General features: G+C 40.5%; 33 protein-coding genes and 5 tRNA genes. 36 read left to right on the top strand and 2 right to left on the bottom strand.

Annotation, left to right across the window (positions count from 1 at the left end; translation table 11 throughout):
- The first annotated feature begins 69 nt into the window (after positions 1 to 69).
- Positions 70 to 963, top strand: a complete 894-nt coding sequence (locus BACPLE_RS01110; RefSeq protein ID WP_007558069.1) for a DUF2156 domain-containing protein — start codon at positions 70 to 72, stop codon at positions 961 to 963.
- Complete coding sequence (locus tag BACPLE_RS01105; RefSeq protein ID WP_007558068.1) at positions 960 to 1,985, top strand: GNAT family N-acetyltransferase; 1,026 nt, start codon at positions 960 to 962, stop codon at positions 1,983 to 1,985. Before BACPLE_RS01110 ends, BACPLE_RS01105 begins: the two co-directional genes overlap by 4 nt.
- A gap of 2 nt (positions 1,986 to 1,987) precedes the next feature.
- Here the strand turns inward: BACPLE_RS01105 and cdaA are convergent, their stop codons facing one another.
- Positions 1,988 to 2,767, bottom strand: a complete 780-nt coding sequence (cdaA, locus tag BACPLE_RS01100; protein ID WP_007558067.1) for a diadenylate cyclase CdaA — start codon at positions 2,765 to 2,767, stop codon at positions 1,988 to 1,990.
- A 33-nt stretch (positions 2,768 to 2,800) separates the two neighbouring features.
- On the bottom strand, positions 2,801 to 3,649 hold the full coding sequence (gene folP / locus BACPLE_RS01095; RefSeq protein WP_040312314.1) for a dihydropteroate synthase: 849 nt from the start codon (positions 3,647 to 3,649) through the stop codon (positions 2,801 to 2,803).
- A 206-nt stretch (positions 3,650 to 3,855) separates the two neighbouring features.
- On the opposite strand from folP, the gene BACPLE_RS01090 reads away from it, so the two are divergent.
- From BACPLE_RS01090 to BACPLE_RS00925, 34 genes are all read left to right on the top strand, one after another.
- A tRNA-Val gene (locus BACPLE_RS01090) sits at positions 3,856 to 3,930 on the top strand.
- Positions 3,931 to 3,969: 39 nt separating this feature from the next.
- Positions 3,970 to 4,044: transfer RNA gene (locus tag BACPLE_RS01085), tRNA-Val, on the top strand.
- Between the two features lie 22 nt (positions 4,045 to 4,066).
- Positions 4,067 to 4,141: transfer RNA gene (locus tag BACPLE_RS01080), tRNA-Val, on the top strand.
- Between the two features lie 33 nt (positions 4,142 to 4,174).
- A tRNA-Val gene (locus BACPLE_RS01075) sits at positions 4,175 to 4,249 on the top strand.
- Between the two features lie 195 nt (positions 4,250 to 4,444).
- Complete coding sequence (locus BACPLE_RS01070; RefSeq protein WP_007558065.1) at positions 4,445 to 5,722, top strand: phage integrase SAM-like domain-containing protein; 1,278 nt, start codon at positions 4,445 to 4,447, stop codon at positions 5,720 to 5,722.
- Between the two features lie 181 nt (positions 5,723 to 5,903).
- On the top strand, positions 5,904 to 7,022 hold the full coding sequence (gene dnaN / locus BACPLE_RS01065; protein WP_007558064.1) for a DNA polymerase III subunit beta: 1,119 nt from the start codon (positions 5,904 to 5,906) through the stop codon (positions 7,020 to 7,022).
- Positions 7,023 to 7,026: 4 nt separating this feature from the next.
- Complete coding sequence (locus tag BACPLE_RS01060) at positions 7,027 to 7,419, top strand: PcfK-like family protein (protein WP_007558063.1); 393 nt, start codon at positions 7,027 to 7,029, stop codon at positions 7,417 to 7,419.
- Entirely contained in the window at positions 7,416 to 8,705 is a 1,290-nt protein-coding gene (locus BACPLE_RS01055) for a PcfJ domain-containing protein (protein ID WP_007558062.1), read from the top strand. The genes BACPLE_RS01060 and BACPLE_RS01055 overlap by 4 nt, the downstream gene beginning before the upstream one ends.
- A 15-nt stretch (positions 8,706 to 8,720) precedes the next feature.
- The gene (locus BACPLE_RS01050) at positions 8,721 to 9,581 is read left to right on the top strand and encodes a hypothetical protein (protein WP_007558061.1); all 861 of its coding nucleotides are present in this window, start codon (positions 8,721 to 8,723) and stop codon (positions 9,579 to 9,581) included.
- A complete protein-coding gene (locus BACPLE_RS01045; protein ID WP_229095607.1) occupies positions 9,532 to 10,041 on the top strand; it encodes a DUF6633 family protein in 510 nt (169 codons plus the stop codon). The genes BACPLE_RS01050 and BACPLE_RS01045 overlap by 50 nt, the downstream gene beginning before the upstream one ends.
- Before the next feature lie 102 nt (positions 10,042 to 10,143).
- On the top strand, positions 10,144 to 10,557 hold the full coding sequence (locus BACPLE_RS01040) for an ASCH domain-containing protein (protein ID WP_007558055.1): 414 nt from the start codon (positions 10,144 to 10,146) through the stop codon (positions 10,555 to 10,557).
- Positions 10,558 to 10,648: 91 nt separating this feature from the next.
- The gene (locus BACPLE_RS01035; RefSeq protein WP_007558053.1) at positions 10,649 to 11,212 is read left to right on the top strand and encodes a hypothetical protein; all 564 of its coding nucleotides are present in this window, start codon (positions 10,649 to 10,651) and stop codon (positions 11,210 to 11,212) included.
- Positions 11,213 to 11,230: 18 nt separating this feature from the next.
- A complete protein-coding gene (locus BACPLE_RS01030; protein ID WP_007558051.1) occupies positions 11,231 to 11,719 on the top strand; it encodes a ParB N-terminal domain-containing protein in 489 nt (162 codons plus the stop codon).
- Complete coding sequence (locus tag BACPLE_RS01025; protein ID WP_007558049.1) at positions 11,716 to 12,459, top strand: hypothetical protein; 744 nt, start codon at positions 11,716 to 11,718, stop codon at positions 12,457 to 12,459. Before BACPLE_RS01030 ends, BACPLE_RS01025 begins: the two co-directional genes overlap by 4 nt.
- The gene (locus BACPLE_RS01020) at positions 12,440 to 13,141 is read left to right on the top strand and encodes a 7-cyano-7-deazaguanine synthase (protein WP_007558047.1); all 702 of its coding nucleotides are present in this window, start codon (positions 12,440 to 12,442) and stop codon (positions 13,139 to 13,141) included. Before BACPLE_RS01025 ends, BACPLE_RS01020 begins: the two co-directional genes overlap by 20 nt.
- 5 nt (positions 13,142 to 13,146) lie before the next feature.
- A complete protein-coding gene (gene queD, locus BACPLE_RS01015) occupies positions 13,147 to 13,482 on the top strand; it encodes a 6-carboxytetrahydropterin synthase QueD (protein WP_007558046.1) in 336 nt (111 codons plus the stop codon).
- Positions 13,466 to 14,011 (top strand): 7-carboxy-7-deazaguanine synthase QueE, encoded by a 546-nt coding sequence (locus tag BACPLE_RS01010; RefSeq protein ID WP_007558044.1) that lies wholly within the window; start codon positions 13,466 to 13,468, stop codon positions 14,009 to 14,011. The genes queD and BACPLE_RS01010 overlap by 17 nt, the downstream gene beginning before the upstream one ends.
- On the top strand, positions 13,966 to 14,559 hold the full coding sequence (gene folE / locus BACPLE_RS01005) for a GTP cyclohydrolase I (RefSeq protein ID WP_007558042.1): 594 nt from the start codon (positions 13,966 to 13,968) through the stop codon (positions 14,557 to 14,559). The genes BACPLE_RS01010 and folE overlap by 46 nt, the downstream gene beginning before the upstream one ends.
- A 9-nt stretch (positions 14,560 to 14,568) precedes the next feature.
- On the top strand, positions 14,569 to 15,060 hold the full coding sequence (locus BACPLE_RS01000) for a helix-turn-helix domain-containing protein (RefSeq protein WP_007558041.1): 492 nt from the start codon (positions 14,569 to 14,571) through the stop codon (positions 15,058 to 15,060).
- The gene (gene terL, locus BACPLE_RS00995) at positions 15,044 to 16,492 is read left to right on the top strand and encodes a phage terminase large subunit (protein WP_007558039.1); all 1,449 of its coding nucleotides are present in this window, start codon (positions 15,044 to 15,046) and stop codon (positions 16,490 to 16,492) included. Before BACPLE_RS01000 ends, terL begins: the two co-directional genes overlap by 17 nt.
- 395 nt (positions 16,493 to 16,887) lie before the next feature.
- A complete protein-coding gene (locus BACPLE_RS00990; RefSeq protein ID WP_007558035.1) occupies positions 16,888 to 18,405 on the top strand; it encodes a phage portal protein in 1,518 nt (505 codons plus the stop codon).
- On the top strand, positions 18,402 to 20,042 hold the full coding sequence (locus BACPLE_RS00985) for a hypothetical protein (RefSeq protein WP_007558033.1): 1,641 nt from the start codon (positions 18,402 to 18,404) through the stop codon (positions 20,040 to 20,042). The genes BACPLE_RS00990 and BACPLE_RS00985 overlap by 4 nt, the downstream gene beginning before the upstream one ends.
- Entirely contained in the window at positions 20,039 to 20,296 is a 258-nt protein-coding gene (locus BACPLE_RS00980) for a hypothetical protein (RefSeq protein WP_007558031.1), read from the top strand. Before BACPLE_RS00985 ends, BACPLE_RS00980 begins: the two co-directional genes overlap by 4 nt.
- Before the next feature lie 95 nt (positions 20,297 to 20,391).
- Positions 20,392 to 21,105, top strand: a complete 714-nt coding sequence (locus tag BACPLE_RS00975) for a hypothetical protein (protein WP_007558030.1) — start codon at positions 20,392 to 20,394, stop codon at positions 21,103 to 21,105.
- Between the two features lie 19 nt (positions 21,106 to 21,124).
- Entirely contained in the window at positions 21,125 to 21,745 is a 621-nt protein-coding gene (locus tag BACPLE_RS19400) for a hypothetical protein (RefSeq protein WP_007558029.1), read from the top strand.
- 7 nt (positions 21,746 to 21,752) lie between these two features.
- A complete protein-coding gene (locus tag BACPLE_RS00965; RefSeq protein WP_007558028.1) occupies positions 21,753 to 22,928 on the top strand; it encodes a major capsid protein in 1,176 nt (391 codons plus the stop codon).
- A gap of 7 nt (positions 22,929 to 22,935) precedes the next feature.
- Positions 22,936 to 23,268 carry a hypothetical protein gene (locus BACPLE_RS00960; RefSeq protein ID WP_040312293.1) on the top strand — a complete coding sequence of 111 codons (333 nt, stop codon included), beginning with the start codon at positions 22,936 to 22,938 and terminating at the stop codon, positions 23,266 to 23,268.
- 20 nt (positions 23,269 to 23,288) lie between these two features.
- Complete coding sequence (locus BACPLE_RS00955; RefSeq protein WP_234945065.1) at positions 23,289 to 23,573, top strand: hypothetical protein; 285 nt, start codon at positions 23,289 to 23,291, stop codon at positions 23,571 to 23,573.
- Positions 23,570 to 24,025, top strand: a complete 456-nt coding sequence (locus BACPLE_RS00950) for an HK97 gp10 family phage protein (protein ID WP_007558025.1) — start codon at positions 23,570 to 23,572, stop codon at positions 24,023 to 24,025. The genes BACPLE_RS00955 and BACPLE_RS00950 overlap by 4 nt, the downstream gene beginning before the upstream one ends.
- 3 nt (positions 24,026 to 24,028) lie before the next feature.
- A complete protein-coding gene (locus BACPLE_RS00945; protein ID WP_007558024.1) occupies positions 24,029 to 24,409 on the top strand; it encodes a hypothetical protein in 381 nt (126 codons plus the stop codon).
- A 2-nt stretch (positions 24,410 to 24,411) separates the two neighbouring features.
- Positions 24,412 to 25,002 carry a hypothetical protein gene (locus BACPLE_RS00940; RefSeq protein ID WP_007558022.1) on the top strand — a complete coding sequence of 197 codons (591 nt, stop codon included), beginning with the start codon at positions 24,412 to 24,414 and terminating at the stop codon, positions 25,000 to 25,002.
- 10 nt (positions 25,003 to 25,012) lie between these two features.
- Positions 25,013 to 25,080 (top strand) — tRNA-OTHER (locus BACPLE_RS00935).
- 99 nt (positions 25,081 to 25,179) lie between these two features.
- Positions 25,180 to 25,707 carry a hypothetical protein gene (locus BACPLE_RS00930; RefSeq protein ID WP_007558019.1) on the top strand — a complete coding sequence of 176 codons (528 nt, stop codon included), beginning with the start codon at positions 25,180 to 25,182 and terminating at the stop codon, positions 25,705 to 25,707.
- 32 nt (positions 25,708 to 25,739) lie between these two features.
- Entirely contained in the window at positions 25,740 to 25,949 is a 210-nt protein-coding gene (locus BACPLE_RS00925; protein ID WP_007558016.1) for a hypothetical protein, read from the top strand.
- The last annotated feature ends 72 nt before the right edge of the window (positions 25,950 to 26,021 follow it).

Genomic DNA, 26,021 nt, shown 5'->3' with positions numbered 1-26,021 from the left:
GAATGACCGGCTGATTTGTTATTTTTTTCAGTTGTAAGTATTTGTTCGAAACGAAAAAGAAACACCTATATGATAGCATTTAAACCGATAGACCTGAGTGATAAGGAAACTGTGCAGAAATATACATTGTGCAGTCCACGGCGTAATTGTGATTTGTCGTTTGTGAATCTGTACAGCTGGCGTTTCCTGTATCAGACGGAGATTGCAGAAATGAATGGCTTTTTGCTGTTTCGTTTCTATGCGGACGGACAGCTGGCCTATATGATGCCTGTAGGTGAAGGAAGTGATATTCGTCCGGTGATTGAAGCGTTGATGGAAGATGCAAAAAGTCAAGGCGCTCCTTTCCGTTTGCTAGGTGTATGCGCCAATATGCGTGCAGAGCTGGAAAATGCTTTCCCGGATCGTTTTAATTTTGTTTCCGACCGGGATTATGCTGATTACATTTATCTGCGTTCCGACTTGTCCACATTGAAAGGAAAAAAGTTTCAGCCTAAACGAAATCATCTGAATAAGTTCAGGAGTAATTATCCGAATTATACATATAAACCTTTGACTTCCGACTTGATTCCCGCATGTTTGGAGCTGGAAACTCAGTGGTGCCGGGCGAATAATTGCGCGGAGAATCAGGCCTTGGAGAACGAACGTCGCTCCATGACAGCTGCCTTGCAGCATTTGGAGCAATTGGACGTGATTGGAGGGGTACTTTATGTGGAGGATGAGATTGTAGCCTTTACTTTTGGGGCCCCTATCAACCAAACAACTTTCGATACGTGTGTGGAAAAAGCCAATACGGCTGTAGAGGGAGCGTATGCCATGATTAATTATGAGTTTGCCAATCATATTCCTTCACAGTACATCTATATCAACCGGGAGGAAGACTTGGGATTGGAAGGACTCCGGAAAGCCAAGCTTTCTTATCAGCCGGAAGTGATTCTTGAAAAATACATGGCGGAATTGAAATGAGTGTAAAAGAGCAAGTCAGAAGGTTATGGGCAACTTGCTTTCATGACTCGGAAGCGTTCATGGATCTTTATTTCGGTTGCCGGTATGCTGATTCCCTGAATGAGTATATGGAATCGGACGGGCGGGTAATAGCTGCCTTACAACGTATTCCGTATCGGTTGACGTACGAAGGTATGAACGTGCCGGTAGCCTATATTTCGGGCGCTTGTACGCATCCGGCACATCGAGAGCGGGGAGTGATGCGGAAGTTGCTGGCCCAGGCTCATCAGAGTATGTTTCGGGAAGGGGTTCTGTTCTCCACTTTGATACCTGCGGAAGAGTGGTTGAAAGGTTACTATGCTCGTTCGGGGTATACTCTTTGTTTTCAACGGAGAAAAAAGTTATTAACAGCTTCTTGTTTGCCTGTTGAAAACTTTTTCAATCGGTGGAAATTGGTTGAAATCTCCCCTGAAGGTACTTTGTGCGGGGCTGCTTTCCGTTTTTATGACCATTTTCAGGCTGATTGTGAAAACCGCATACAGCATAATTGGGAAGATTTCCACATCATATTAGCAGATTTACTTTTGTCGGGAGGTCAGTTGTGGGGAGCTGTAGAGGAAGATGAGCTGCAAGGACTTTGCTTCTGTTTGCCGGATGAGGAAAAACTGATAATCAAGGAAGTGGTATGCAGGGATAAGACCGTTGAACACGCTATGCTGCGTGGGTTGTCTTCTCATTACGGTGTAATGGAGTTGGAATGCGATTCTTGCTCCGAGGGTCAGCCTTATGAGTTGGGGATGGCAAGAATCATTCATGTAGAAGCATTGTTCAGATTGTTGACAGGAATATGGACTGGAAACCATTATTTTAAAGTAGAAGGAGATGAGGCTCTTCCGCAAAATAACGGTTGGCATAACTTGGAAGGAGGAATATATTCTAGAGGTGAATTGAAAGAACGGACTTATCAAGTGGTTTCTATCAATGAACTTACCCGATTGTTGTTTGACGGAAAGTCTCCTTATATGAATCTGATGCTGGATTGAAGTTACATCCGGTTGTCTGCCGTCAGCATACGTTCCAGTTCTTCTGCCGTTAACTTCAAATGGAATTGTCCGTGGTAGGCAATGGAAATGCCGCCAGTTTCTTCGGATACAATGATGGCCATGGCATCCGTTTCTTGTGATACACCTAAGGCGGCGCGATGGCGAAGTCCTAATTCTTTAGGGATTTCCAGGTTGTGTGAAACTGGAAGAATGCATCCGGCTGCTTTTATCCGTTTGTGACTGATAATCATGGCTCCATCGTGCAACGGGCTGTTCTTGAAGAAGATATTTTCAATGAGACGCTGGTTGATATTGGCATCAATCAGGTCGCCTGTACGGACAATGTCATCCAACGGGAAATCCTTTTCTATCACAATCAGTGCTCCTACTTTACCTTTACTCATATTCAGGCAGGCCATCACGATGGGCATGATGTCTTCTTTTTCTGTGTCCGTTTTTTTGTTGCCTTTCAGGAAACGGAACAGGCTGTTGCTGCGGTGTCTGGAACCTAATGACAATAGGAAATGACGTATCTCGTCTTGGAACAAGACAATAAGTGCGATAACTCCTACACTCACCAGTTTGTCAAAAATGGAACCTAATAGTCTCATCTGGAGTACCTGTGACACGATTACCCAAATGATAATGAATACCAGGATGCCGATGAAGATATTAATGGAGCCCGACGACTTCATCAGCTTGTAGGACTTGTATAACAGAAAGGCTACCAGCAGAATGTCGAGTATATCTTTGAAACTGAGTATGTAGATGTCGAAAGGCATAATTTAAAAGTATGTTGAAGTTCGTGTCTTAAATCATTGGTTTTGCAGGGCATTGAAAATCCGGACGGTTTCTACGGCTGCTTTTACATCATGTACCCTGAGCAGGTTAGCGCCTTTCATCAAGGCAATGGCGTGTATGGCAGTTGTTCCGTTCAGGGCATTTTCAGGTCCTCCTCCCAATAATTTATAAATCATCGATTTGCGGGATACTCCTACAAGTATCGGAAGTTGGAATATGGAGAACTCTTCCAGTTTATTCAGTATGTTATAATTATGCTCCAGGGTTTTTCCGAAACCAAATCCTGGATCTATAATAAGGTCTTTTACACCTGCAGCCCGGATCTTCTCGATTTTTTCAGCAAAATAAAGGATGATTTCTTTAACCGGATGCTGGTAATGCGGATTCTTTTGCATGTTTTGTGGATTTCCCTGCATGTGCATCATGATGTAGGGCACTTTCAATTTTGCTACAGTGGAAAACATGTTTGCATCCAAGTCGCCGGCAGAAATGTCATTGATGATTGCCGTACCGTATTCTTCTACGCACATTCGGGCTACGTCGGCACGGAAGGTGTCGACAGAAACAATGGCATCAGGGAACTCTCTTCGGATAACTTGTAAACCGTGTTTTAGTCGTTGCATTTCTTCTTCTGGAGATACATCTTCGGCATCTGGGCGTGAAGAATAGGCGCCAATGTCAATAATGCGGCCTCCCTCCTCTATAATCTGATGTACCCGATTGATAATATCTTCTTCCGCTTGTTTACGGCTGTCAGCATAAAAAGAATCGGGGGTTACATTGAGGATGCCCATCACCTGAGGACGGGATAAGTCCATCAGTTCTCCGTTGACATTGATGTATTTTGCAAACGTTTCTTCCATTTGTTTTTCCTTCATTTTAGCCTTGCAAAGTTACGTACAATAATTTGATTTGTGTCGGTTCTTTCTTGTGAAATTTTCCTTATAGAATGGATTTTTAGTCCCTTCATTATTCTCTTTTTTCACTTTTTGATAAAAAAACAACTCAAAAGTTTGCAGATTACAAATTTAGTTGTACCTTTGCAACCGCAATTGAGAACGAGACTATCGGGCGTTTAGCTCAGCTGGTTCAGAGCATCTGCCTTACAAGCAGAGGGTCGGCGGTTCGAATCCGTCAACGCCCACTTAACGAATTTCTCGTAAATCATTGCTTTTTCTTTTTGGGGCGTTTAGCTCAGCTGGTTCAGAGCATCTGCCTTACAAGCAGAGGGTCGGCGGTTCGAATCCGTCAACGCCCACCTCCAAAAAGAAAGATTATTCGGGCGTTTAGCTCAGCTGGTTCAGAGCATCTGCCTTACAAGCAGAGGGTCGGCGGTTCGAATCCGTCAACGCCCACACCGAAATATAATTGTCAACTTTCCCCCTATTGGGCGTTTAGCTCAGCTGGTTCAGAGCATCTGCCTTACAAGCAGAGGGTCGGCGGTTCGAATCCGTCAACGCCCACACGAGCAAAAGTCTCCTATGAGGCTGATTACTAAGGAAATAATTATTGGTTACGAGCTGATGCGTTTTGCGTCGGCTCGTCCTTTTTTGTCAAACGGCTCTTATTTGAGCCTGTTTAAATGCAAATAAGGGTGGGTTTTCTTATAACTATCTTATAACATTTCGATGCAATGCTGCCAATTTTGGAAATGAAGTATGGCAACATTTAAAGCAGTGGTGTTTCAAGGTGGCCGTCATCTGAAAAAAGATGGCACTACCAATGTTAAAATAAGGGTCTATCATAACAGTTCGGCCCAGTATATTCCTACAGAATATTTCATAGAGCCTAATTTGATGAATGAGGACGGTTCAATATCTTCATTATCAGCTAATAGCGAGAATTTGAACTATGAAATAACCAATCTGGTGCAGAAGTATCGTGGCGCATATATAAAGCTTGGCAGTACCCGAACGGCAAAAATGAGCTGTTCGGAGTTAAAAGAAGAAGTATTGAAAATAGCTTCTCCTGAAAGTGAATTTATTGATTTTGTGGAATTTGCAAGAGGAATTATAACAAAAACAGTTAAAAGAAAGACTGCCAACTGGTATGAGTCATCCATTAATGCTTTTATAGCTTTCTATGGTTCTAAGCGTATTGATGCCAAGGATATAAAATCGAAAACCCTGGAAAGTTTTAAAGAATACCTTGAGAATCGGGTAATCATAGTGAGGAGTAAAGTTGACGGGGTTGCTGATGTGCAGCGGAGAATGGAGCCGGGCACAGTTAATAATTACCTTCGCGGTATTCGTTCTTTGTATAATAAAGCAAGGAAGCATTTCAATAATGAAGATTATGATATAATACGTATCCCGAACAATCCTTTTTCCCGTGTTGTGATACCGGAGTATATACGGAAACGGAAAAGCCTGCCGATAGATGCCATTAAAAGGATTAGGGATGCCCGGTTTGATAATCCGCGTACAGCCATGGCACGTGATGTCTTTATGATGTTGTTCTACTTGATGGGTATTAACATGAAAGATTTTTTCTCTTTGGCCAACGAGACTTACGGCAGGGTTGAATATAGGCGTTCAAAAGAGACGACGATAGACAACAAGAGTTATGTGCCTTTATCTGTAAGGGTGGAACCGGAGTTGCGCCCTCTGCTTGATTATTATAGCAATGGTACATTCTTGTCTTATTTCCGTATGAGATATACCGACTATAATAATTTCCTGAAAGCGGTCAATAAAGAGCTGAAGCTGGTTTCCAAGCAGCTTGGATTAGGGGTACAACTATCTACCAACTGGGCCCGCCATAGTTGGGCAAGTATAGCAAGAAATAAAGCCGGGATAGCCAAAGCGGATGTTGATTTTTGCCTTGGGCACGTGAACAATGATTTTAAAATGGCGGATATCTATATTGATATTGATTATTCCATTTGCGACAAGGCAAATAGGGCTGTTTTGGACCTTTTGAAGAAAAATGAATAAAAAAAGTCTGAAAAAGTTTGTTGTGAAATAAACTCTTTCTATATTTGCACCGAGCAATTGGTTACGAGCTGGATAAAATACTAAATTTATCCGGCTTTTGCTGTTTATAACATATTGAAAACAGCATTTTTCACTTCTAACACATTCTTCTCTTTGCTATGTGCCATAAAACAAATGACACATGGAAATACTTGTTTCAAAAACAGCATTATTAGACAAACTGAAATCAGTAGGCAGAATCATTCAGCCAAAGAACACATTGCCGGCTTATGACAATTTTTTGTTTGTCATTGACGAATCAGGCTTTATTCAAGTAACGGCCGGTGAGGAAGGTGGCCGCATATCTACCAATGTGGATGGCAAGGCGGATTTCGTAAACCGTTCTTTTTTGGCAAGTGCCAAGACATTATTGGATGGTTTAAAAGAAATGTCCGAACAGCCTTTAACCATTTCCATTTATGAAAAGGAAATGATAGTCAAGTATGCAAACGGAAAATTTACCATGCCTATTGAGGATGGCAAGCAATATCCGGAAATGAATATTGATGATAGTAGTCATTCGTTTCTGCTATCAGGTAATGACTTGCTGTATGGGGTTCGCCAAGTTCAGTTCTGCAGTGCAAATGACGAACTTCGTCCTACGATGAACGGAGTCTATTTTGACATAGATTTGGAAAAGACTTCTTATGTCGGTACAGATGGCAGTCGGTTGGCAATGGTTGAACTGCCGGCTTCATATACACGTAAGGAGCGCGCCGGATTTATTCTTCCGAGCAAGTTTGCAAAATTGCTTTCCAATCTGGTTCCGGAAGATTGCTTGGAATTGGAAGTAAAAGTGAATAGAACTAATGTTCAGTTTGATTTTGACTCTTATCGGCTTGTGTGCCGAATGATAGAAGGACGATATCCCAATTACCGTGCGGTCATTCCTCAAAATCAGTCCAAGCGAGTAGTTCTAAAAAGAAATGACTTATTGGCGGCTTTAAAGCGTGTTTCGGTATTCTGCAATATCTCTTCCTCTTTGGTTGTCCTAAAATTCGATAAGAGTTCCCTGCTTATAACTGCCCATGATTTCGATTTTTCCAAGTCTGCGGAAGAAACTGTGATTTTGCAGGATGGGTGTGAAGCCATTGAGATAGGATTTAAGAGCGGTTTCTTGATAGAACTTGTGAATAGTATTCCCTCAGAAGACATTTCTATATCCATGACGGACCCGTCAAGAGCGGCTGTTTTATCTCGCTGCGATGAAGAAGAACGCAGCCTTACTTACTTATTAATGCCGATGTCTATAAATAATTAATGCTATGGAAAAAACTAAGACACCCAAACAGATCATCCAATCGTATTTGGAAGAACGGGCGAAGAATGACCCTCTTTTCGCTAATGTATATGCGAAACCTAATAAGAATATAAACGAATGTTTTGATTATATTCTTAGTGAGGCAAAGAAACGCGGCAATGCCGTATGTATGTCTGACGATGAGGTTTTCGGTCTTGCAGTACACTACTATGATGAAGACGACATCAAGGTTAGTAAGCAGACCAATTATAAAGCATCCACTTCTCAGGCACCTAAAAGTGATGTGGGTGCCGCACCTCAAAAAGAAACCGGTTGCCCGGAAAAAACGAATAGCAGGCGTAAGGGAAAGAAAAACGAGTCATCTTCTTTGCAATTCTCATTATTTGAAGGATTATGAAGCCAAGAACGAAATTACAATTTAGGGTAGTTGGTTTGAGTAGCCAGCTATCTAATATTGAGAATATGATGATTGACTGGGCTAAAAGCGATTGTTTAAAACATATAGGATATGCAACCAAGTCACGTGTTATATGTATGGAGTGCGGGCAGCGCTTCTCTCCAGAACTTGTAAAACGTAAGCGTGCTATTTGTCCTCATTGTGGTGCATCTTTGAAGATAGAACAGTCGAGGAAGCGTATCAATAAACAGACAATGTTTATTGGCAAGGCAGAAATTTGTGAGGAATTCCAAGTTATCCGTAGTTTTGAATTGATTGCTTATTACCGAGAAGAAACAAAGCCTCGTTATTATATTCGTGAAATACTGCAACATTGGATAAAAGACGACGGTAACCGGGAAGTAGTAGCTCGTGCCAATAATACGGGATTCAATGGCTGGTGCGGAGAACTGGAGATACGGAATAAAGTTGTTGGATCGTATTATTACAATCATGACAATGATATTTATTGCGAACGCTATCATCCGGCCTCTGTCTTTAGACCTAAGTATATTCGAATGGGTATAGATTGTAAATTACGCGGTATGTCATTTCTTACTGCCATCAATACAATTCCCCATTCTCCTAAGGCTGAAACACTTCTAAAGGCAAGACATTATGAATTAATAGATTATTTCGAGGGCCACCGTTACAAGATTGATATGTATTGGCCGTCTATAAAAATTTGTCTTCGTAATAAATATCGGATTAAAGATGTTTCAATGTGGTTTGATTATCTGAAACTACTAGATCATTATCATAAAGATCTGCATAATGCTCATTACGTTTGTCCTAAGAATCTAAAAAAAGCTCATGACTTGTATGTGGCGAGAAAGAAACGTGATGATGAAAAGGCACGCAAGGCACGTGATATGCAGCGTTTGCTTGAACTTAAGAAATATGCCGAAGACTACATTAAGGAGAAATCGAAATTCTTTGATTTGAAACTGTCGGATGGTAAGATAGTGGTGATACCGTTGAAAAGCCTTGAGGAATTTAAGAAAGAAGGAGAAATTATGCACCATTGTGTCTTTTCAAATGAATATTTCAAGAAGAAGGATTCTCTTATCCTTTCTGCCCGGATAGGCAAGAAGCACATTGAAACGGTTGAAGTTAATTTAAAGACATTCAGTATAGTTCAGTCCCGTGGTGTCTGCAATAGAAATACAGAATACCATGATAGCATAGTAAAGCTGGTGAATAATAATATGAATTTGATACGTAAGTGTCTAAAGAAGGTCGCATAATTAGATAGTGTAATAATGCCAAGAATTAGAACTATAGTTCCGGAATTTTGGGAAGATGAAAGATTTTCGAATGTATCTCTTCCTGCTTGGCTGCTTTATATCGGCATGAAGAACTTTGCTGATGATAGCGGCGTCATTCTTGCGAATGAGGTTATCATTAAGTCGAAAGTTTTTCCTGCCCGCGAAGACATTCGTAAGCAGCAGGTTTCTGGGTGGCTGAAAGAGCTGATTGAGAACTCCGTCCTTGTACCTTTTACATACGAGAACAAAAGCTACTACGTGATGGACTTTTCCAGCGAACGCATCGACAAACCGCAAAAGTCAAAAATTCCGGAAGAAGTTATAGAAAAGGCTCTTCTTTCCGCCCAAACAGGAAATTCGGGAACATTCGAGAATATTCCCGAAGAATCGGGAACGGTAGAGAATATTCCTGCTGGAAAGGATAGGAAAGGAAAGGAGAGTAAAGGAGAGGATGGGAGTATTACGCGCACGCGCGAGGAGCCCCCACCCCCCGAGAGTGAGAATTTTAAAAAGTTCAAGGCTTGGATTGATGCAAACGCTCCTAATGTGGGTAAATTGAAGGAGCCGTTTACAGAAGCTCAGTTTGAACGGATAAAACAAGATTTCCCCATTGAGGTAATCGAGAATACCTTGCGCTCCATGCACAATTACCGTGAGCTGTTGAAGAAATACGTCAGCGCAAATTTGACATTCCGAAAATGGGCAAAAAAGGATATGGAAGATGGAAAATACAGAAAGACAAATGGTGGTGGTACGGCAGCCGGGGGAAACTCGAATGTTAGCGACGATTACAAAAGAAACATTCTTGAGAGAATTCTCGGTTCCGGCGGTACAGGTGGCATGCAGGGCGGTTAATTCTTACCCGGCTGTATTTAGTGCCAATACACCTGCGTTGATTGAGATAGAGCAAGCATACGGTTATGATTGCCTTCAAGCATACTTGGAGGGATGGCTTGTTAATCTGCGTGAGTTTGTGAATGTAGGCAAGAAGATGACGGATGCCCAAACTTTTGAAACTGCCATGATAATCTTACAGGATTATAAGTTTCTGACTATAGCAGATATAAATTTGCTCTTTAAGCGCGCCAAAAGCGGCTATTACGGCAATTTATATGACCGATTGGACGGGCAGATAATACTTGGGTGGTTTCGCAGGTATTTTTCCGAACGCTGTGGTGCAGCCGAGGAGGAATCTATAAATGAAGCTTCCAGATATAAATCAGACCCTTATGATAGGACCTGTGAATGGTTATCGGAACGTGAGCATGAATTTAAGAAATGGAGAATGAAACACTTTACAGATGGAAGAAGATAAAAGATATAGGCTGTTAGCATTTTGGATTATGGCTACTGTGATTGTTTGTACGGTGTTTTACTTTGGATTGTATTGGTATTTAAATTATCTAATAGCAAAATTATGAAAACGATATCTATCAGGCAGCCGTGGGCCTCTTTGATATGCCATGGCATTAAAGACATTGAGAACCGTACTTGGAGCTGCCCTAAGAAATACTTAGGGCAGAGGGTACTGATTCATTCAAGTGGTAAACCTTTGAATTACGATAATTTCTATGATTCAATACTTACCAATGAGCAGTTATTGGCATTACCGGAAAACAAAGAGTGGAAAGATTTTAATTTTTGTACAGGCTCCATTATCGGTAGCGTTAAGATAGTGGATTGTGTACAGAATCATTCTTCTATCTGGGCTGAGAAAGGAGTTTATAACTGGGTGTTGAAAGATGCTATACTCTTTGATAAGCCTATAAGTAACGTGAAAGGGAAACTGTCTTTCTGGGATTATCCATATTGCGGAATTGAAGAAAGATAAGGAATAAAAAAAGCGGCCGATACACCACTACCGACCGCCAGTAAGCTATAAAGCTTTCTTAGAACACACAAAGATAACAACTTTATAGCTTATGGCAAGTGCATTAGTAGAAAAATATATAGGACGGAGATATGAACGCTGGTTGGACTATGCGGTCTATCATTGTGGCTTGGCCGGTATTCCGGATGAGGCTAACGACGTGTTGAATGAGGTGCTTTGTTCTTTGCTGCAAAAGGATGATGCTAAACTGCAGCAACTTCTTTCCGCAAAGAAAAACGGCTGTACGGAATTGGATTTCTTTGTGTTGAAGATGATAAAACTGAATGTAACTTCAGACACTTCACCTTATCGGAGCAAATATCGTCCAATGCCGGTGGATCAGAACGTGGACTATTCGCGGTTGGAAATTGAGGATGTGAAAGAAGAATCAGTCGATAAGAACGAACTTCTTCTTAGTCGTTTCCATCAGGTACGCAATGTATTGCAGGATTTGGACTTGAGTCCTTTGGCGCGAAGGGTCTTTGAATATCGTTTTTTTGAAGATGCAAATTTTTCGGACTGGCCGGGAAAGGAATCTTTAAAGCAGCTTTATGAAATCTATAACAAAGTACAGGAACTGATTCGAAAGAAAATTGCAGGGGAGTCTATATTTTAATCGAAAAACGAAATTGCTATGTCTAAAGTAAGTGAGATTAAGTTAGACCCCCGCAATTATCGTATTCATGGAGAAGAAAACAAACGTCTTATTCGTAAGAGCCTTACGGAGTGTGGGGCCGGACGTTCTATTCTTGTGGATAAAAACGATATTGTCATTGCCGGGAATGGTGTCTATGAACAAGCCCAGGAACTTGGGTTAAAAGTGCGTGTTATCGAGTCTGACGGTACGGAATTAATCGCTATTAAGAGAACCGACCTATCAACAAAAGATGAAAAGAGGAAGCTGTTGGCATTGGCTGACAATCGTGTTTCCGATTCCTCCCAATTTAATTTTGCCGCTATTGTAGAAGATTTCTGCTTGGAAGAACTCAATGATTGGAATATGGACCTACCATTTGATGAAATTCCTACCGATATTGAGGGCTTCTTTGAAGGTGCTGATAAGGTAGAGCATAAAAAGAAAGTATTGGTTTGTCCATATTGTAACAAAGAGATAGAGGTATGATTCTTTATCTTGCTGGATATAAGCCATGTGCCAGAAGATGGTGCATGGATACATCGGATATATATCTTCTTAGTTCCTTTTGGGAACACAAATCCGGCAGATATGGCAGCTATGTGCTCCAAGAAAAGCATATTCTTGATAGTGGCGCTTTTTCTGCCTTTTCTGGAAAGAATAATGGATTTGACTGGGATAGTTATGTAAGGAAGTATGCTGATTTCATTCTCAAAAATAATATCCAAAAGTTTTTTGAGCTTGATATTGATGTTGTTGTCGGGTTGCGTAAGGTTGAATATTACCGTCGTTACTTGGAAGATAAGACAGGGCGGAAACCTATTCCCGTGTGGCATGCTTCAAGAAAAAGGGATTATTTTCTACGTATGTGTGAAGAATATCCTTATGTGGCTATCGGTACGACTTCCGCAATGGAAGAAGGTAGAAGAATCAGACAGAATCCTATGATTCTGAAATGGTTTATAGACCAGGCTCATAGTGCCGGCATCCGTATTCATGGGCTTGGCTTTACAAGTTCCAAGTATCTTCCATACCTTAAGTTTGATAGTGTTGATAGTACGACATGGCTATCCGGTGCCCGATATGGACAGATATATAAGTTTGATAACGGTCAGATGCAATGCTACGATCCGCCAAAAGGGATGAGAGCCAGGCATCATGATTTGGTGAATAGACATAATTTTAATGAATGGATAAAATTTCAAAAGTATGCAGAAGAGTTCTTATGAGAAGAAAGTCCTCCTATATTCAGGGGGCATGGATAGCTGGCTTATAGACAAGATTTGGAAGCCTGATGTGAAATTATACGTGGATATGGGCACAAAGTATTCACAAGAGGAAATAAAGCGCCTTCCTGCTGATGTTGTAGTGGAGAAACTAGACCTTTCCAAGTGGGAACGGGAAGATAAGATAATTCCGTTGCGGAATATGTACCTTATCGGGATTGCTACTAACTATGGGAATGAAATTTGTTTAGGTGCTACGGCCGGGGACCGGGTGCTTGACAAATCTCCGGTATTTGCTGATATCTATGAGCAGTTATTGAACTATCTTTATCAGAAACAGCATTGGACGGAAGAAAGGAAAATCAAAATAAATCTGGATTTCAAGCGATACACAAAGGCTGAACTCGTTAGGGCTTTTATTGCGCAAGGTGGCGATATGGATGAGGCCTTTTCTTCATCGTTCAGTTGTTATACTCCGGAGCATGGGAAAGAATGTTGGAGTTGTAAACCGTGTTTTCGCAAGTTTATAGCCTTTGCCCTGAATGGCTATCCTTTTACTGAAGATATTATAGATAGGAATGTATCTTACATCAGAAAAGAAATTTTTCCTTTGATAGAATCCGGAACTTATGGTCGGAAACAAGAAGAAGATGAAATAATGCAGGTATTGTCATTTTATAAATAGTTATTATGTACACAGTTAGAAAACGTATTGAAATATCAGCTTCACATAGTTTGAAGTTGTCTTATGAGAGCAAATGTGAGAATTTACATGGGCATAATTGGATAATCGTGGTTTGGTGTCGGGCAAAACAGTTGAATGATGATGGTATGGTTGTAGATTTTACCCACATAAAACAAAAGATTCAGGAACAGTTGGATCACCGTAACTTAAATGAAGTGCTTTCATTTAATACGACAGCGGAGAATATGGCAAGATGGATTTGTGAACAAGTTCCGGCTTGTTTTAAAGTAATGGTGCAGGAATCGGAAAACAATATAGCATGGTATGAAAAAGGTAAATGAAATATTCTACAGCATACAGGGGGAAGGTTATCATACCGGAACCCCGGCTGTTTTTGTCCGTTTCTCCGGATGTAATTTGAAATGTCCTTTCTGTGATACGCAGCATGAAGACGGTATTTTGATGTCCGATGAGGAAATCTTGTCGGAAGTAGGGAAATATCCGGCAGTGATGGTCATACTGACGGGCGGAGAACCTTCGCTTTGGATTGATAGGGAGTTTGTAGACCGTCTGCATCGGATAGGTAAATATGTCTGTATAGAAACTAACGGGACGCGCTCCTTACCGAATAATATAGATTGGGTAACTTGCTCACCGAAAGAAGGAAGTAATGCTATTGTTGTTAATCCTCATGAAATAAAAGTAGTCTATACTGGGCAGGATTTATCAACCTATGAAGAAATGACAGCAGCCGTGTATTATTTACAGCCATGCTCTTGTCAGAATACAGAAGAAGTTATTGATTATATTAAAAAGCATCCCAAATGGAAACTAAGCCTACAGACCCAAAAGATATTGAATGTGCGATAAGAAATATCCTTTCGTACATTGGTGAGAATCCTAATCGAGAAGGACTTGTTGGCACTCCGGATCGTATTTTAAGGATGTGGCAAGAGATATTTCGTGGATATGACCCTGGACAAAAGCCAAAGATTACTGTATTCCCGAATGGCAAGGATGGTTTATCTTGTGGTAGTGTTGTGTCTGATTCCGGTACATATTATTCTATGTGCGAACATCACATAATGCCTTTCTTTGGTAAGTATTGGTTTGCATATATCCCTAATCCTAAAGGAAAGATTCTTGGCATTTCCAAAGTGGGCCGTGTGGTAGATTACTGCGCTGCCCGCTTACAGATACAAGAAAGATTGGCGCAAGATATTGTTGATATGATAAGGAATGCACTTGGTGATGAATATCCACCTTTAGCTATAGGTATAGTATTGGAGGGAGAACACTTGTGTAAAACCATGCGTGGGGTAAAAAAACAGGGAAAAATGCGTTCTTCTTTCTATTTTGATAATGGAGGCTTACCCGAATTAAAGGATGAGTTGTCTCAATTTGTCAGTTTTGGTTAGTTATTGGTTATGACAGAAAAGAAGAATTCAGCAGAAAAAAAGAAAAGAGGACGTAAATCGGATTACAAAGAAGAGTATTCCGACCAAGTTCTTAAACTCTGTCTGCTTGGTGCGACAGATAAAGAAATTGCTGAATTCTTCTCTGTTTCAGAACAGACAATCAATAGTTGGAAAAAGAAATACCCTGAATTTCTTGAGTCCTTAAAAAAAGGAAAGAATTTGGCTGATGCCAATGTAGCTTCTCGCTTGTATAATCGTGCTATTGGCTACTCATGTAAAGCAACTAAATTCGCTACATCTGACGGGCGTATAACTGACCAAAAGGAGTATATAGAACATTATCCACCGGACACAACGGCTGCAATATTTTGGTTGAAGAACCGACAGCCGGAAAAATGGCGCGACCGTAAAGAAGTTGATACCAATGTGAATTTAGGTGATGAACTTGAAAGTATGACCGATGAACAGTTAATAGCTATAATACGTGGCGAACAAGAGTAAAAGCAACCGGGAAATTCTTATAAAGCGTGCGAAGGCAGTAACAATTCTTCGCAAGCGGGAAGCTCAGAAAGATTTCTGGGCTTTCTGTTTATACTATGATCCGAAGTTTTTTGCAAAGCGTTTATTCCTGAAGAAAGTTGCAGAAGCTTTTATGCGTGTATATGAGTCATACTCTGCCGGCATAATCTATCGTCTTGCAGTAAGTATGCCGCCACGTGCAGGAAAGTCTTATATTTCATCTTTGTTTATCGCATGGATGCTCGGGCATTTTCCGGAAGAATCAGTTATGCGTAACTGTTGTTCTGATACATTGTATAATAAACTTTCCTATGATGCCCGTGATATTGTGAAGTCCAAACGTTTTCATGAAATATTTCCGGATATTTATCTTAAAGGTGATAAACAGAATGTGAAGAGCTGGAATGTTGAGGGAGCCCGTCAGGTTTCTTATTTTGGCGGTGGTGTTGGTGGAACTGTTATCGGTTTTGGTGCGTCCATGCTCGCCATGACGGACGACTTGTACAAGAGCTTGGAAGATGCCTTATCCGATAACAATAATGAAAAAGTATGGTCATGGAAACAAGGTACGCATGATTCTCGTATAGAGGGTAACTGTTGTCTTATTGACATTGGTACACGCTGGTCTGCTAATGATGTACTTGGGCGTTTGGAAGAAGCCGGGAAATATAATGAAATCATCCGTATTGCTGCTCTTGATGAAAACGAACGGTCCTTCTGTGAAGATGTACACACGACTGAATATTACCTTGAATTGCGCTCAGAGACAGACGAAAGTATTTGGATGGCCGAGTATATGCAGGAGCCATTCGAAGCAAAAGGTTTACTATTTCCGAAGTCTTCCCTTATGCGCTTTAAACTCGCCGATATTGCAGGTAAAAGACCTGATGGCACTATTGGCGCTTGTGATACTGCGGATAAAGGTGATGATGATTTCTGTGCACCATTCGCAAAGGTATTCGGACCGAAATACTTTATCACAGATGTATTATTTACCAAAGACCCGGTTGAGGTTACGGAGCCACGCTTGGCACAAATGGTAATAGATACCGAATGCGACCAGTTACGTATCGAGTCAAACAATGGTGGGCGTATATTCGCTATCAATGTGCGTAAACTTGTTACCACTAAAAGAAAGTCCTGTCTTATCCAAGCGCGTCCTACTACTCAGCATAAAGAAACTCGTATTCTGATGAAAGCCGGCTGGATAAAAAAGCATTGCGCATTTCTTGATGAAACAGAATACACTAAAGGCTCTGACTACGGACGCTTTATGAAAGCTCTTACAAACTATAAGCGTGAGGGGGATAATGCTCATGATGATGCACCGGACGGATGCACCATTCTTGCAGAGTTTGCAGAATCAATAGGTCTCAATTTTAAAAAATCTGTTCGTAAAGTTGGGCGTGGATAATTGGGTAATTGAAAAAATAGCTATATATTTGTATTCATAAGAAGATTGCTAAATAGCCTTTCGCTTTTGAGTGGTTTAGACGTGTTGCCTCCTTGGTGTGGTTGTGTTTCGCTGTGTTTAACGGCGTATGAGTTGATGAAATCTATTTATAATTTAATAAAATTAAATGGAGGGCGAATTATGGGAAATATATATCGACTATTTGACGGAGTGTGGAACATGGGAGTGGGCTAAAATAGACACACTTTGATAAGCAAGGCGAACCTTATAGTTAGGAGCATATGTTCCACACCCACCAAAAGTAATAATCCTCTATATAAAAGTCTATCTAATATCGTTGGATAGGCTTTTTCTTTAAAAAAAAGTAATAGGTGTATATTTTAAGAGAAAAGTATATGCCAGGAATATCCGAAATATTGAGTAATGACGACTTTTCTCGAATAGTCAGTGATTTATGTGTAGATACCATAGAAGATAGAGACCCCAAAGAATATTTGGAGGAATATAACGGAGAACGCCGCCGTCGTAAAACTTCAGTAGGTTTCCGTGAACCTAAAAAAGTGGCTGTATATTCAGATACAGAGTTTGAAACAGACCCAAATACTGGCGAAGAAAAACCAAAACGTTTGGAAGATAAGACTGTGCCGGTTGCTAAGATTGTAACTAATATCCCAAAGAAGATAGTACGTACAGCAGCAGCTTTTTTGTTCGGTGGGGATATGATTGTATCGGCAGATAATATGGATGATGATAGCTTGCAAGACTTCAAGCAGGTATTTGTCCGCAAGCTTAAGATGAAATCAGTCTTTATGAGATTTGCTCGTATTGTACTATCTGAAACCAAAGGGGCGATTGTCTTTTATCCTGTAACGAAAAGCAATATTAAGGGAACGGATAAGGATGGAAATCCTATCTTAAAAAAAGAAGTCGTATTAAAAGCCAAAATATTATCAACACCAAAGGATGATAATGTAACCAATGAATTTTACCCGCATTTTGACGATGATGATGATATGGATGGCTTCATTCATAAATACACAGCTATGGTTAATGGCAGAAGTTGTGAATGCGTGAAGATTTATACCGCTAATGAGATTATAACCGGAATCAATGATGGGCAGTGGGTTATAACAAAGGATAAGAATCTATTCGGGAAAATTCCAGTTGTCTATGCAGAAGTAGACCAACCGGACTGGGAAGATATAGCAGTTCTTATGGATGCGTATGAAATGCGCCTTTCTCGAATGTCAGATACTAATGACTATTTTGGAGACCCTATGCTAAAGACTTACGGCCAGACCAATTTACCTTCAAAGGAAACGGTGGGAAAGGAGTTGAATTTCTCCATGGAAGTGGACCCGGATACTGGAACTGCTTATCATGGTGATGCAGAATATTTATCCTGGCAGCAGTCTATTGATTCTCAGAAAGAGGAAATCGCAAACGAAAGGCATGAGATATTTTCCGGTGCTTCTTGCCCTGACCTCTCCTTTGACAACCTTATTGGTATAGGTGATTTATCCGGAGTGGCTCGTGAGTTTATGACTATTGACGCAAAGATAAAAGCTACGGAACAGATGGAAATATTCGGTCCGGTGGTACAGCGTTGTGTGGCAATCGTGCAGGCTGGTATGGCCCGTATTTCCCATATCAAAAACGCTGGCGTAATAGAGGGAAATTATTTCGAGGTGAAGTTCGGTTCAATCTTGCCCAAGAACCTTACGGAAATTTTGCAGAACTTGGCTATTGCAAACGGTAATAAGCCTATCAATTCGCAAGAGACCATTACTGCAGAATCTCCTTATACAAAGAATGCCAAACAAGAGATTGCAACCATGAAGAAAGAAGAAAAAGAAATGGCACAAAACAGCAATCCTTTTGGTGCTACATTTCCTGCTAATCCAGATGAATGATGAAACGTAAAGGGCTTTCCTTTTATGATAGTCAGCATTTGCAAAAAATGTTGGTGCAGCAAAATGATATAACAACTATCTTTAATCGTTTTATTGCTGCTATTTCCCCTTATCTTCAACAATGGGCAGATAAAGGGAAAGATAGTGTATGGGTAAGAAACCAGTCAATAGAAAAACGTATTGATAGGGAGTTGGTAAAGTTACAATCTGACCTACTTGCCAATATTACTCAATTCCAAATGGACGCATGGAAACGTTCTGAACTAAAGAATGATGATTTTATTTCAAGGTATATTGAGGGATTGGCTATCAGTACAGCTATAAAAGAAGGGCTGTTTGCTCATAATGCCAAAGCTATGTTGCAGCTAAAAAAGGGTATGGATATTAGGGGAAATGCCTTATCTGACCGTGTGTGGAATATTGCGGAGTTGGCAAAAGAGCAACTGGAGTATTATCTTGCATCCGGAGTATCGGTAGGCCGTAATGCCGGGCAGATAGGCCGGGATGTGCGCCAACTTCTTAAAGAGCCGGATAAACGTTTTAGGCGTGTGCGTGATGCAAATGGGAAACTGATTTTATCTCAGCCTATGAAAAATTATCATCCTGGCCAAGGTGTGTACCGTAGTGCAAGTATGAACGCATTGCGATTATCCTCTACGACAACCAATATGGCTTATCGTGCAGCAGATTATGAACGATGGAATGGTCAGGACTTTGTTTTGGGCATAGAGATAAGACGGTCTGATAGTAATCGAGGACCGTGTGCACTTTGTGATTCGATGGTTGGAAAATATCCGAAAACATTTAAATTCACAGGGTTTCATCCATTTTGCATTTGTTATGCGACTCCAATAGTTATGGAACCGGAAGATTTGGCCGAGTATTTGGTAAATGATACGATACCGGAAGAACTTGTTGTAAAAGACGTACCTCAATCGGCTAAAGCTTGGGTAAACAAGAACCTTGAAAGGGCTAAAGGATGGAGCAATGAACCCTATTTTATTCGTGATAACCGGCAGTTCTTTGGAGAGTTGAAAACCAATATTTATACATTGGAAGAAAAGAAGTTTACCCGCACAAGAAGCACATCTGTATCGATGCAGCGTGCTATTGATTTTCTTTCAAAGGAATATCCGAATATTTCTAATACAAGGTTGGCCGCTATACATCATTATACTAAAGCCGGAGGCAACTATCGACAGTTAAATAAGCAGTTGTATAATGACAATCTTAGCGAGTTTAATAAAGCTGCCGCAACATTAATTTGTGAAGGGTTGAATTTGTTGCCAGCATTTAAAGGCATTATGTATCGTGGTACTATAATAAAGCGAAAGGAATACGAAGCTTTGTATAAGGATAAAAAAGAGGTTGCCCACAAGATATTTACATCATGTAGCAAATCTCCGGAAATAGCTGATATGTTTGCAAGTTATCGCCCTTTGAAAAGAAATGAAGTGAGCATAGTTTTTACGATTCAGGGTAAAAATGGAAAGGATATATCGAAAATCTCGGAATTTAACGGTAAATTTGTAGGGATGAACCAATACGAGGTTCTCTTTACTACTGATACAAGATTTGAGGTTGTCTCAATATTGGAGTTGGAAGATGAGATTAATATTGAATTGAAAGAATTATGACAGATAAAGTTAAAGTACCGGAAGTTACAGATGAGCTTCGCCAGTATTGGAAAGAAAGGTCGGAAAGAATTCTCAGAAATTACGAAGCAGGAAAGTATGATGAGAATAACAAAGCAATGATGGCTTCCGTAAGTTGGGCAAGGTTAAGCATGGAGGAAAAGGAAGAGGGATATAAAAAGTATTACTTTATGTTTGACCGCTGGCAGGCGGAAGCTGATGCCATGTGTGGATATGATGAAGACGATAAAGATTAGTATTTAAAGTTTATTTGAATATAGGCTATCCGGGTGCGGGTAGCCTTTTTTTATGGTAAAAATCCTGCTCCAATATATTTTAAAGCAAAAAGACTATGGAAATTTTAGTTGCAATTAAAAAAGCTTTAAAGAAAGCAGGTATTCCAGAGAAATATGCTGCAAAGGTAAAAGCCTTGTTTAATATTGAGAGCGAGGAAAATCTGGAAAACTATGTCTCTCTTTTTAAGGATAACATTCTTCCGGATTTGGAAGCAAGCGAGCAGAACAATCAGGATGTTGCCAATAATGCTATTGCTGAATATGAAAAGAAGCATGGTCTGAAAGATGGCAAGCCTATAGAGGGAAAGGGTAAAAAAGGGAAGAAAAACAAAACGGTCGTTGACGACGATGACGATGATGTAGATGATGATTTGGATGATCTTCCGCCTGCTTTCAAAAAGATGCTTCAAGCCCAGCAAAAGCAGATCCAGACCTTAACGGATAATATTTCCACCTTAACAAAAACCGTTTCCGATTCCGGCAAAAACGCGTCTGCTAAGGCATTGTTTGATACAGCCAAGTTGCCGGAAAAATGGTTTAAGCGTATTGATGTAAATTCCGAAACATCTGTAGAAGACCAAATTAAGGAGCTTCAAGAAGAATATAAGGAAATTCGCCAAAGCGCAATATCAGATGAAGTGGAAGCAGGCAATTATCGTCCGTATGTAGCCCAGCCAAAAGACCGGACAGAAAAGGAATGGTTGGAAATCATGAATAAAGATGAGGGTACTGGGGATTCCAACGGGGTTGCCAGTCTCGGTATTGATTAATAATTAATCCATTGTAGCTATGTTTTTTAAGAAAGAAAAAGAATTTCAGTATCATCCTGCGGTCATAAAAATGCTCGAGGATGTTGTCGGTGGCGGTACCATTGTTCGAGCAGATTTAAGAACTGCGATTTTTGATGGTATGCCATTGGATGAATTGCCGCCATATTGTGTTGTCGGCAAAGATGAAAATGGAGGGTATCGTGTAATCAAGACTGCTTTGGTTACAGAAGCTTTGGAAGCAGAGGGAACGACTGTGAAAGTCAATAAAAGCCATCTGTTTGCTGTTGGGGATTTTGTTACTGTTGGAGGGGACTTGAAAGGTGCATCCGATAGAATTACAGCCATAGACAAGAGTAATGCCGGATATGATGTTATTACTCTTGAAGCCAAGATTGGCGCAGCAAAGGTCGGTCAAGTATTAGTCGGGGTAAAAGAGAAGAGTACGGCAGGAAAGGCAACCCTTGTTACAAGTTCATCTGAGTTGGTGATAACCTTGTCAAAAGTTGATTTGACTGTTGCTAACCAATCATGCGGCTTAATGGCACGTGGAACCATTAGTGAAGGTAATATGCCCTTCCCTATCGATGCAGGCTTGAAGGCTTTGATGTCGTTAATCAGATTCGTAAACAAGAAATCATAATTGATTTATGGAAAGAAGTTTAATTAAACAAGTAAACAAGAAAAACATGAGCGCCCGTTTAAACTCGCGCCATGTAAAACCAATGTATTACCCTAATTTCTTTACTCCCAAAAGAGTTACAAGCTTGAAATGGGAAACATTGGTTGGAGAGAAAGGTGCTCCGGTAATTGCCGATGTCGTTTCTTTTGATTCTTCCGCTCCGGAGAAGACGCGGGAAGTAATCAGCAAAATGTCCGGTGATATTCCAAAAACAGCCGTAAAGCGTGGCATGAACGAAAGCGACTATCAGGAATATAAGAATCTAGAACGTGATGCGCAAGGAGATGCAGAGCAAATGGAGTTGCTGAATCTTTCTTTCAAAGATCAGGATTTTGTGTATAATGCAGTGCGTGGCCGTATGGAGTGGTGGGCTATGCAGTATATGAGCCGTGCAGGTTTCAACTTGTCAGCAAAGAATAATAATGGCATTGTAACCACTGAATTTGTAGGTTGTGGTATGCCGGCAGATAACAGAAAGAAATCTTCAGCAGACTGGGCTGATGCAGCAAAAGCTGACGGTTTGCAAGATATTGAAGATGTACTTTCTGCAGCAAGTGCCAAGGGGGTAAGTCTGCGATACATCATTATGCTGACGTCTGATTTCACTTTATTGAAGAAGCAGAAATCAACTTTGGATAAGATTAAGGGCTGGATTAACCAGACATCGAAGCTCGTTATCACCAAGAAGGTTATTAACGAGTATTTGGCTGAACAAGAATATCCGGCACAGATTATCACTATCAATCCGGCTGTGCGTATTGAAGATGCAAACCACAAACGTACTACTATTTGTCCATGGAAGAAGCATCGTATTTGCTTCCTTGAGGATTTGAATGTTGGTAATATCCAGCACGGTCCTATTATGGCTGAAAATTCGGAGTCTTTGAAGAAGAAAGCAATCATGGTAAAGAAAGACTTTATCTTGGTTACAAAATTCTCTACTGAAGAGCCGTTCAAGGAGTGGACCAAGGCTGAAGCTAATGCAATTCCTGTAGTCAATGACCCGGAAGCTATGTATATCTTGCAGGCTGATGGTAAGGAATGGCCTTCTGACGAAGCAACAGAAGGTACGGATAATATTCCTGCTAAGTTCTTGGGGCAGGAAGTGGATGATGAAAACTTAGAACCGGGTGACGAAGAATAATACAGTTATGGCAACAATCAGAGAAACGATACTGGAATATCCCTCTATTGGAGATATGGAAGGCTTCTTGGAAAAGGTAGTATTTGTAAAGCGTGGTATTAATCCTGAAGAACAATGTACTACTGATAATATAAAGCAAGTTGGTCTATGTGTCGCTGATACGTATGCCATGCTGATAAATTCTCCGGATTTCACGGAAAACAAGTTATCTATCTCTCATCCCCGCTCTTACTATATACAGACTGCAAGGCAGTTATATATTGAGAACGGGGAGCCTGAAAAGGCTGCCAAATTAGGAAAGAAAATCATTATTAGGGGAAGGGCAAGGAACGCATGGTAACCAGATATCCTCATACTGCCTTGATAACTTATGAAATTGGCGGAAAATTAGTCAATGGTGAGTGGGTTGATGGAGAAACAAAAACTCTGTCAGTAAAGGGAAGATATGATTCCGTTAGTGATGGGCGTATAGTTATGAAGAAAAACAGCCTTGGCGATGAAAAGCAAGTACATGGCTATTTCTATACTAAGGTCCGTCCAGATATTGATGTTAAATATTTGCGTTTACAAGTTCCTTCTCTTAATGTTGATGTGGATATAATTTGCTGGGAACCGTATCAATCCCATTCAATTATAAATGTATGAAATCAGGACTGACACCTTTGTTTTCGGATGCGGATATAGACCGCTGGTTTGACAAATTCCAAGAACGAGCAGAAGAAAGGATTTTTAAATTACTTTCTGCTGCTGGAGAAAAATTTGTAGAAGTGGCCCGTAAATCGGGTAACTATACAGACCGCACAGGCAATCTTCGTTCTTCTGTAGGCTATATAATAGCTATGGATGGAGAAACCGTTTCTGAAAACTTTGAGAAAAGCGGTAAAGGGAATGACGGTGATACAGGCATTTCCAAAGCCAGACAGCTGGCCGAAGATATTTCTTTGGCTTATCAAGGCAGTTACGTACTGATTGGTGTTGCCGGTATGGAATATGCGGTTCATGTTGAAGCCAAAGGAAAAGATGTGGCTACTACGGGATATATCCAATGTCAGGAGTATTTGCGTAAGGCATTGATTAAGGTGTTTGAAAAAATCTAGTTTATGGATGAATTTGATGTAATAGATTTCGTATATGAAGCGATAAAAGCTGCCGGTACTGGAATTGCCATATATAAAGACAAATCTGAGACCGGTGTTAAGGACGAACATATCGTAGTTAATCATCTATCATTAACGGAGTTGGATTTCATTAATAAAATCCCTGTAAATGTGAATGTGTTTGTTCCTTTGAAGCATAATGGAATGTATCAGCGTCAACGTATGAAAGAGTTAAAACGTATGGTGCGTAAGGCTCTTGCTTCGATAAATAGCGATGATGGCAATTGTAGAGAAATAGAGGATTTCCTAAGTATTCCGATACCGGATTTAAAAGAGGGATTTATGTGTACTAATATTCGATTTAATGTAAAAGTGGATAATTGATTATGACAGAAACAAAAACGGTAAGGCCTATTGCTATGGGCGTAGGCGCGATTAGAATTGCAGATGTTGGTGATGGAGTGCCGGGAACGGATTTTACCACACTTCCCTTACCCACCAAAAGTAGTGTTGCTTTCAACTTTGCAGACCCTAAGGAAGTGAAGATAGACATTGAAGGCAGTACCGAACCATTATATGTGGAATTTGTAAAAGATACCACTGATTATATTGAGTTCTCTATTCCTACTCCAAGTAATGATACAATAGCATTGCTTGCCGGTGGAACCGTTGACAAAGGGGAAGAATTATCTCCAAAGGATGTTTGGAATAAGCCTACGGATATTCCGTCAATCAATAAGACATTCCAATGCGAAACATTGCCCAAAAAAGGAAAGAAAGTAGTCTATACTGTTGTCAATGGTAAGATAGCGGCTAAGATTTCACAGGCTCCGGGTGCAGAACAAGCAGAGTTGTTATTGGTTCGTGTGTACGTACAGGCAGCAATTACAGAAAAAGGGGAAACCAAAACTGCCTTTATGCGTGAAGTTACTGATGCGGCGCCTAAAGCTAAGGCGGCCAAAGCTGCATCCAAGTAAATAACTATGGTTCTATATAGCTCAGTCGGCAGAGCGCATTGTATAATGAGGTCGGCGGTTCGAGTCCGCCTATAGAAACAAACTTTTGATGGATAGGGGCGAAACAATTCTATAATAGTCGCGAATATTATAGAGTTTTCCCGGAAGTACAACGGGATAGCCCCTTTGGATAAATTTATGAGCGTAAAGAATTTGTTTAAATTGGAGTCGGCTTCCATAACGGAGCAACCAGTCAAGATACCATTTGATTTTAGCGAGAAAAAATCTATTCCGGCAGGAAAGGAAGTCGGGGATAGTATAGTCATACGTCCGATAACGGTTAGGACATGGTTTAAGTTGCGACCTCTTTTGCTTGAAATAGAACCGGCAGACCTTGATAAGATGATTGTCAAGTCTGATGAGCCGACTAGTGATTTTCCGGTTATGATGGATAAGTATGGAGAGTTGCTTCTTGATATTGTATGTTTGGGCATTCATAATAAGCCGTCGGAGCCACCGGCATGGTTTCGCAATGTTCTTATAGATAATTCCACATGGGAAGATATACGAATACTTCTCAATGCCATATTCTTTAGAATAGGTTACTTCCCTTTTTGCGACTCTATCACGATGCTTCAGAACGTGAGCCCATTGGGAGAGACGGAGATAATAGCCGCTCAGAAGAATCTGCAAAGTTGGCAGGATACAGTCAAGCAAGATTCTTAGTTATAGTGCATGATTCGTTAGGATTGACTTATATGGAAACAATGGAAAGCAGTTATTCCTTGATTGAAATAATGATGCAGGAATATGCTTCTGTGATGAAAGAAAGAAACCGGACAGTTGATGAAGATGGAGAAACCGAAGGTGTGGATTATGAATGGGTTGAGTTACCTAGTTTTGATGATCCGACAAAAACAATTCGGATGAAGAGGTACTATGATATTGAAGGCGCAAAAGCGAAATAATGCCTGTTTTTATATCTTACAATGTTGAAACATTGTTTCATGTCTTGTTTTTAGAGGTTGATGCCCCGTGTC

It is taken from the genome of Phocaeicola plebeius DSM 17135 (assembly GCF_000187895.1).
GTDB lineage: Bacteria > Bacteroidota > Bacteroidia > Bacteroidales > Bacteroidaceae > Phocaeicola > Phocaeicola plebeius.
The sequence above is the reverse complement of the archived record's forward strand: the minus strand, read 5'-3'. Positions and strand labels throughout refer to the sequence as shown.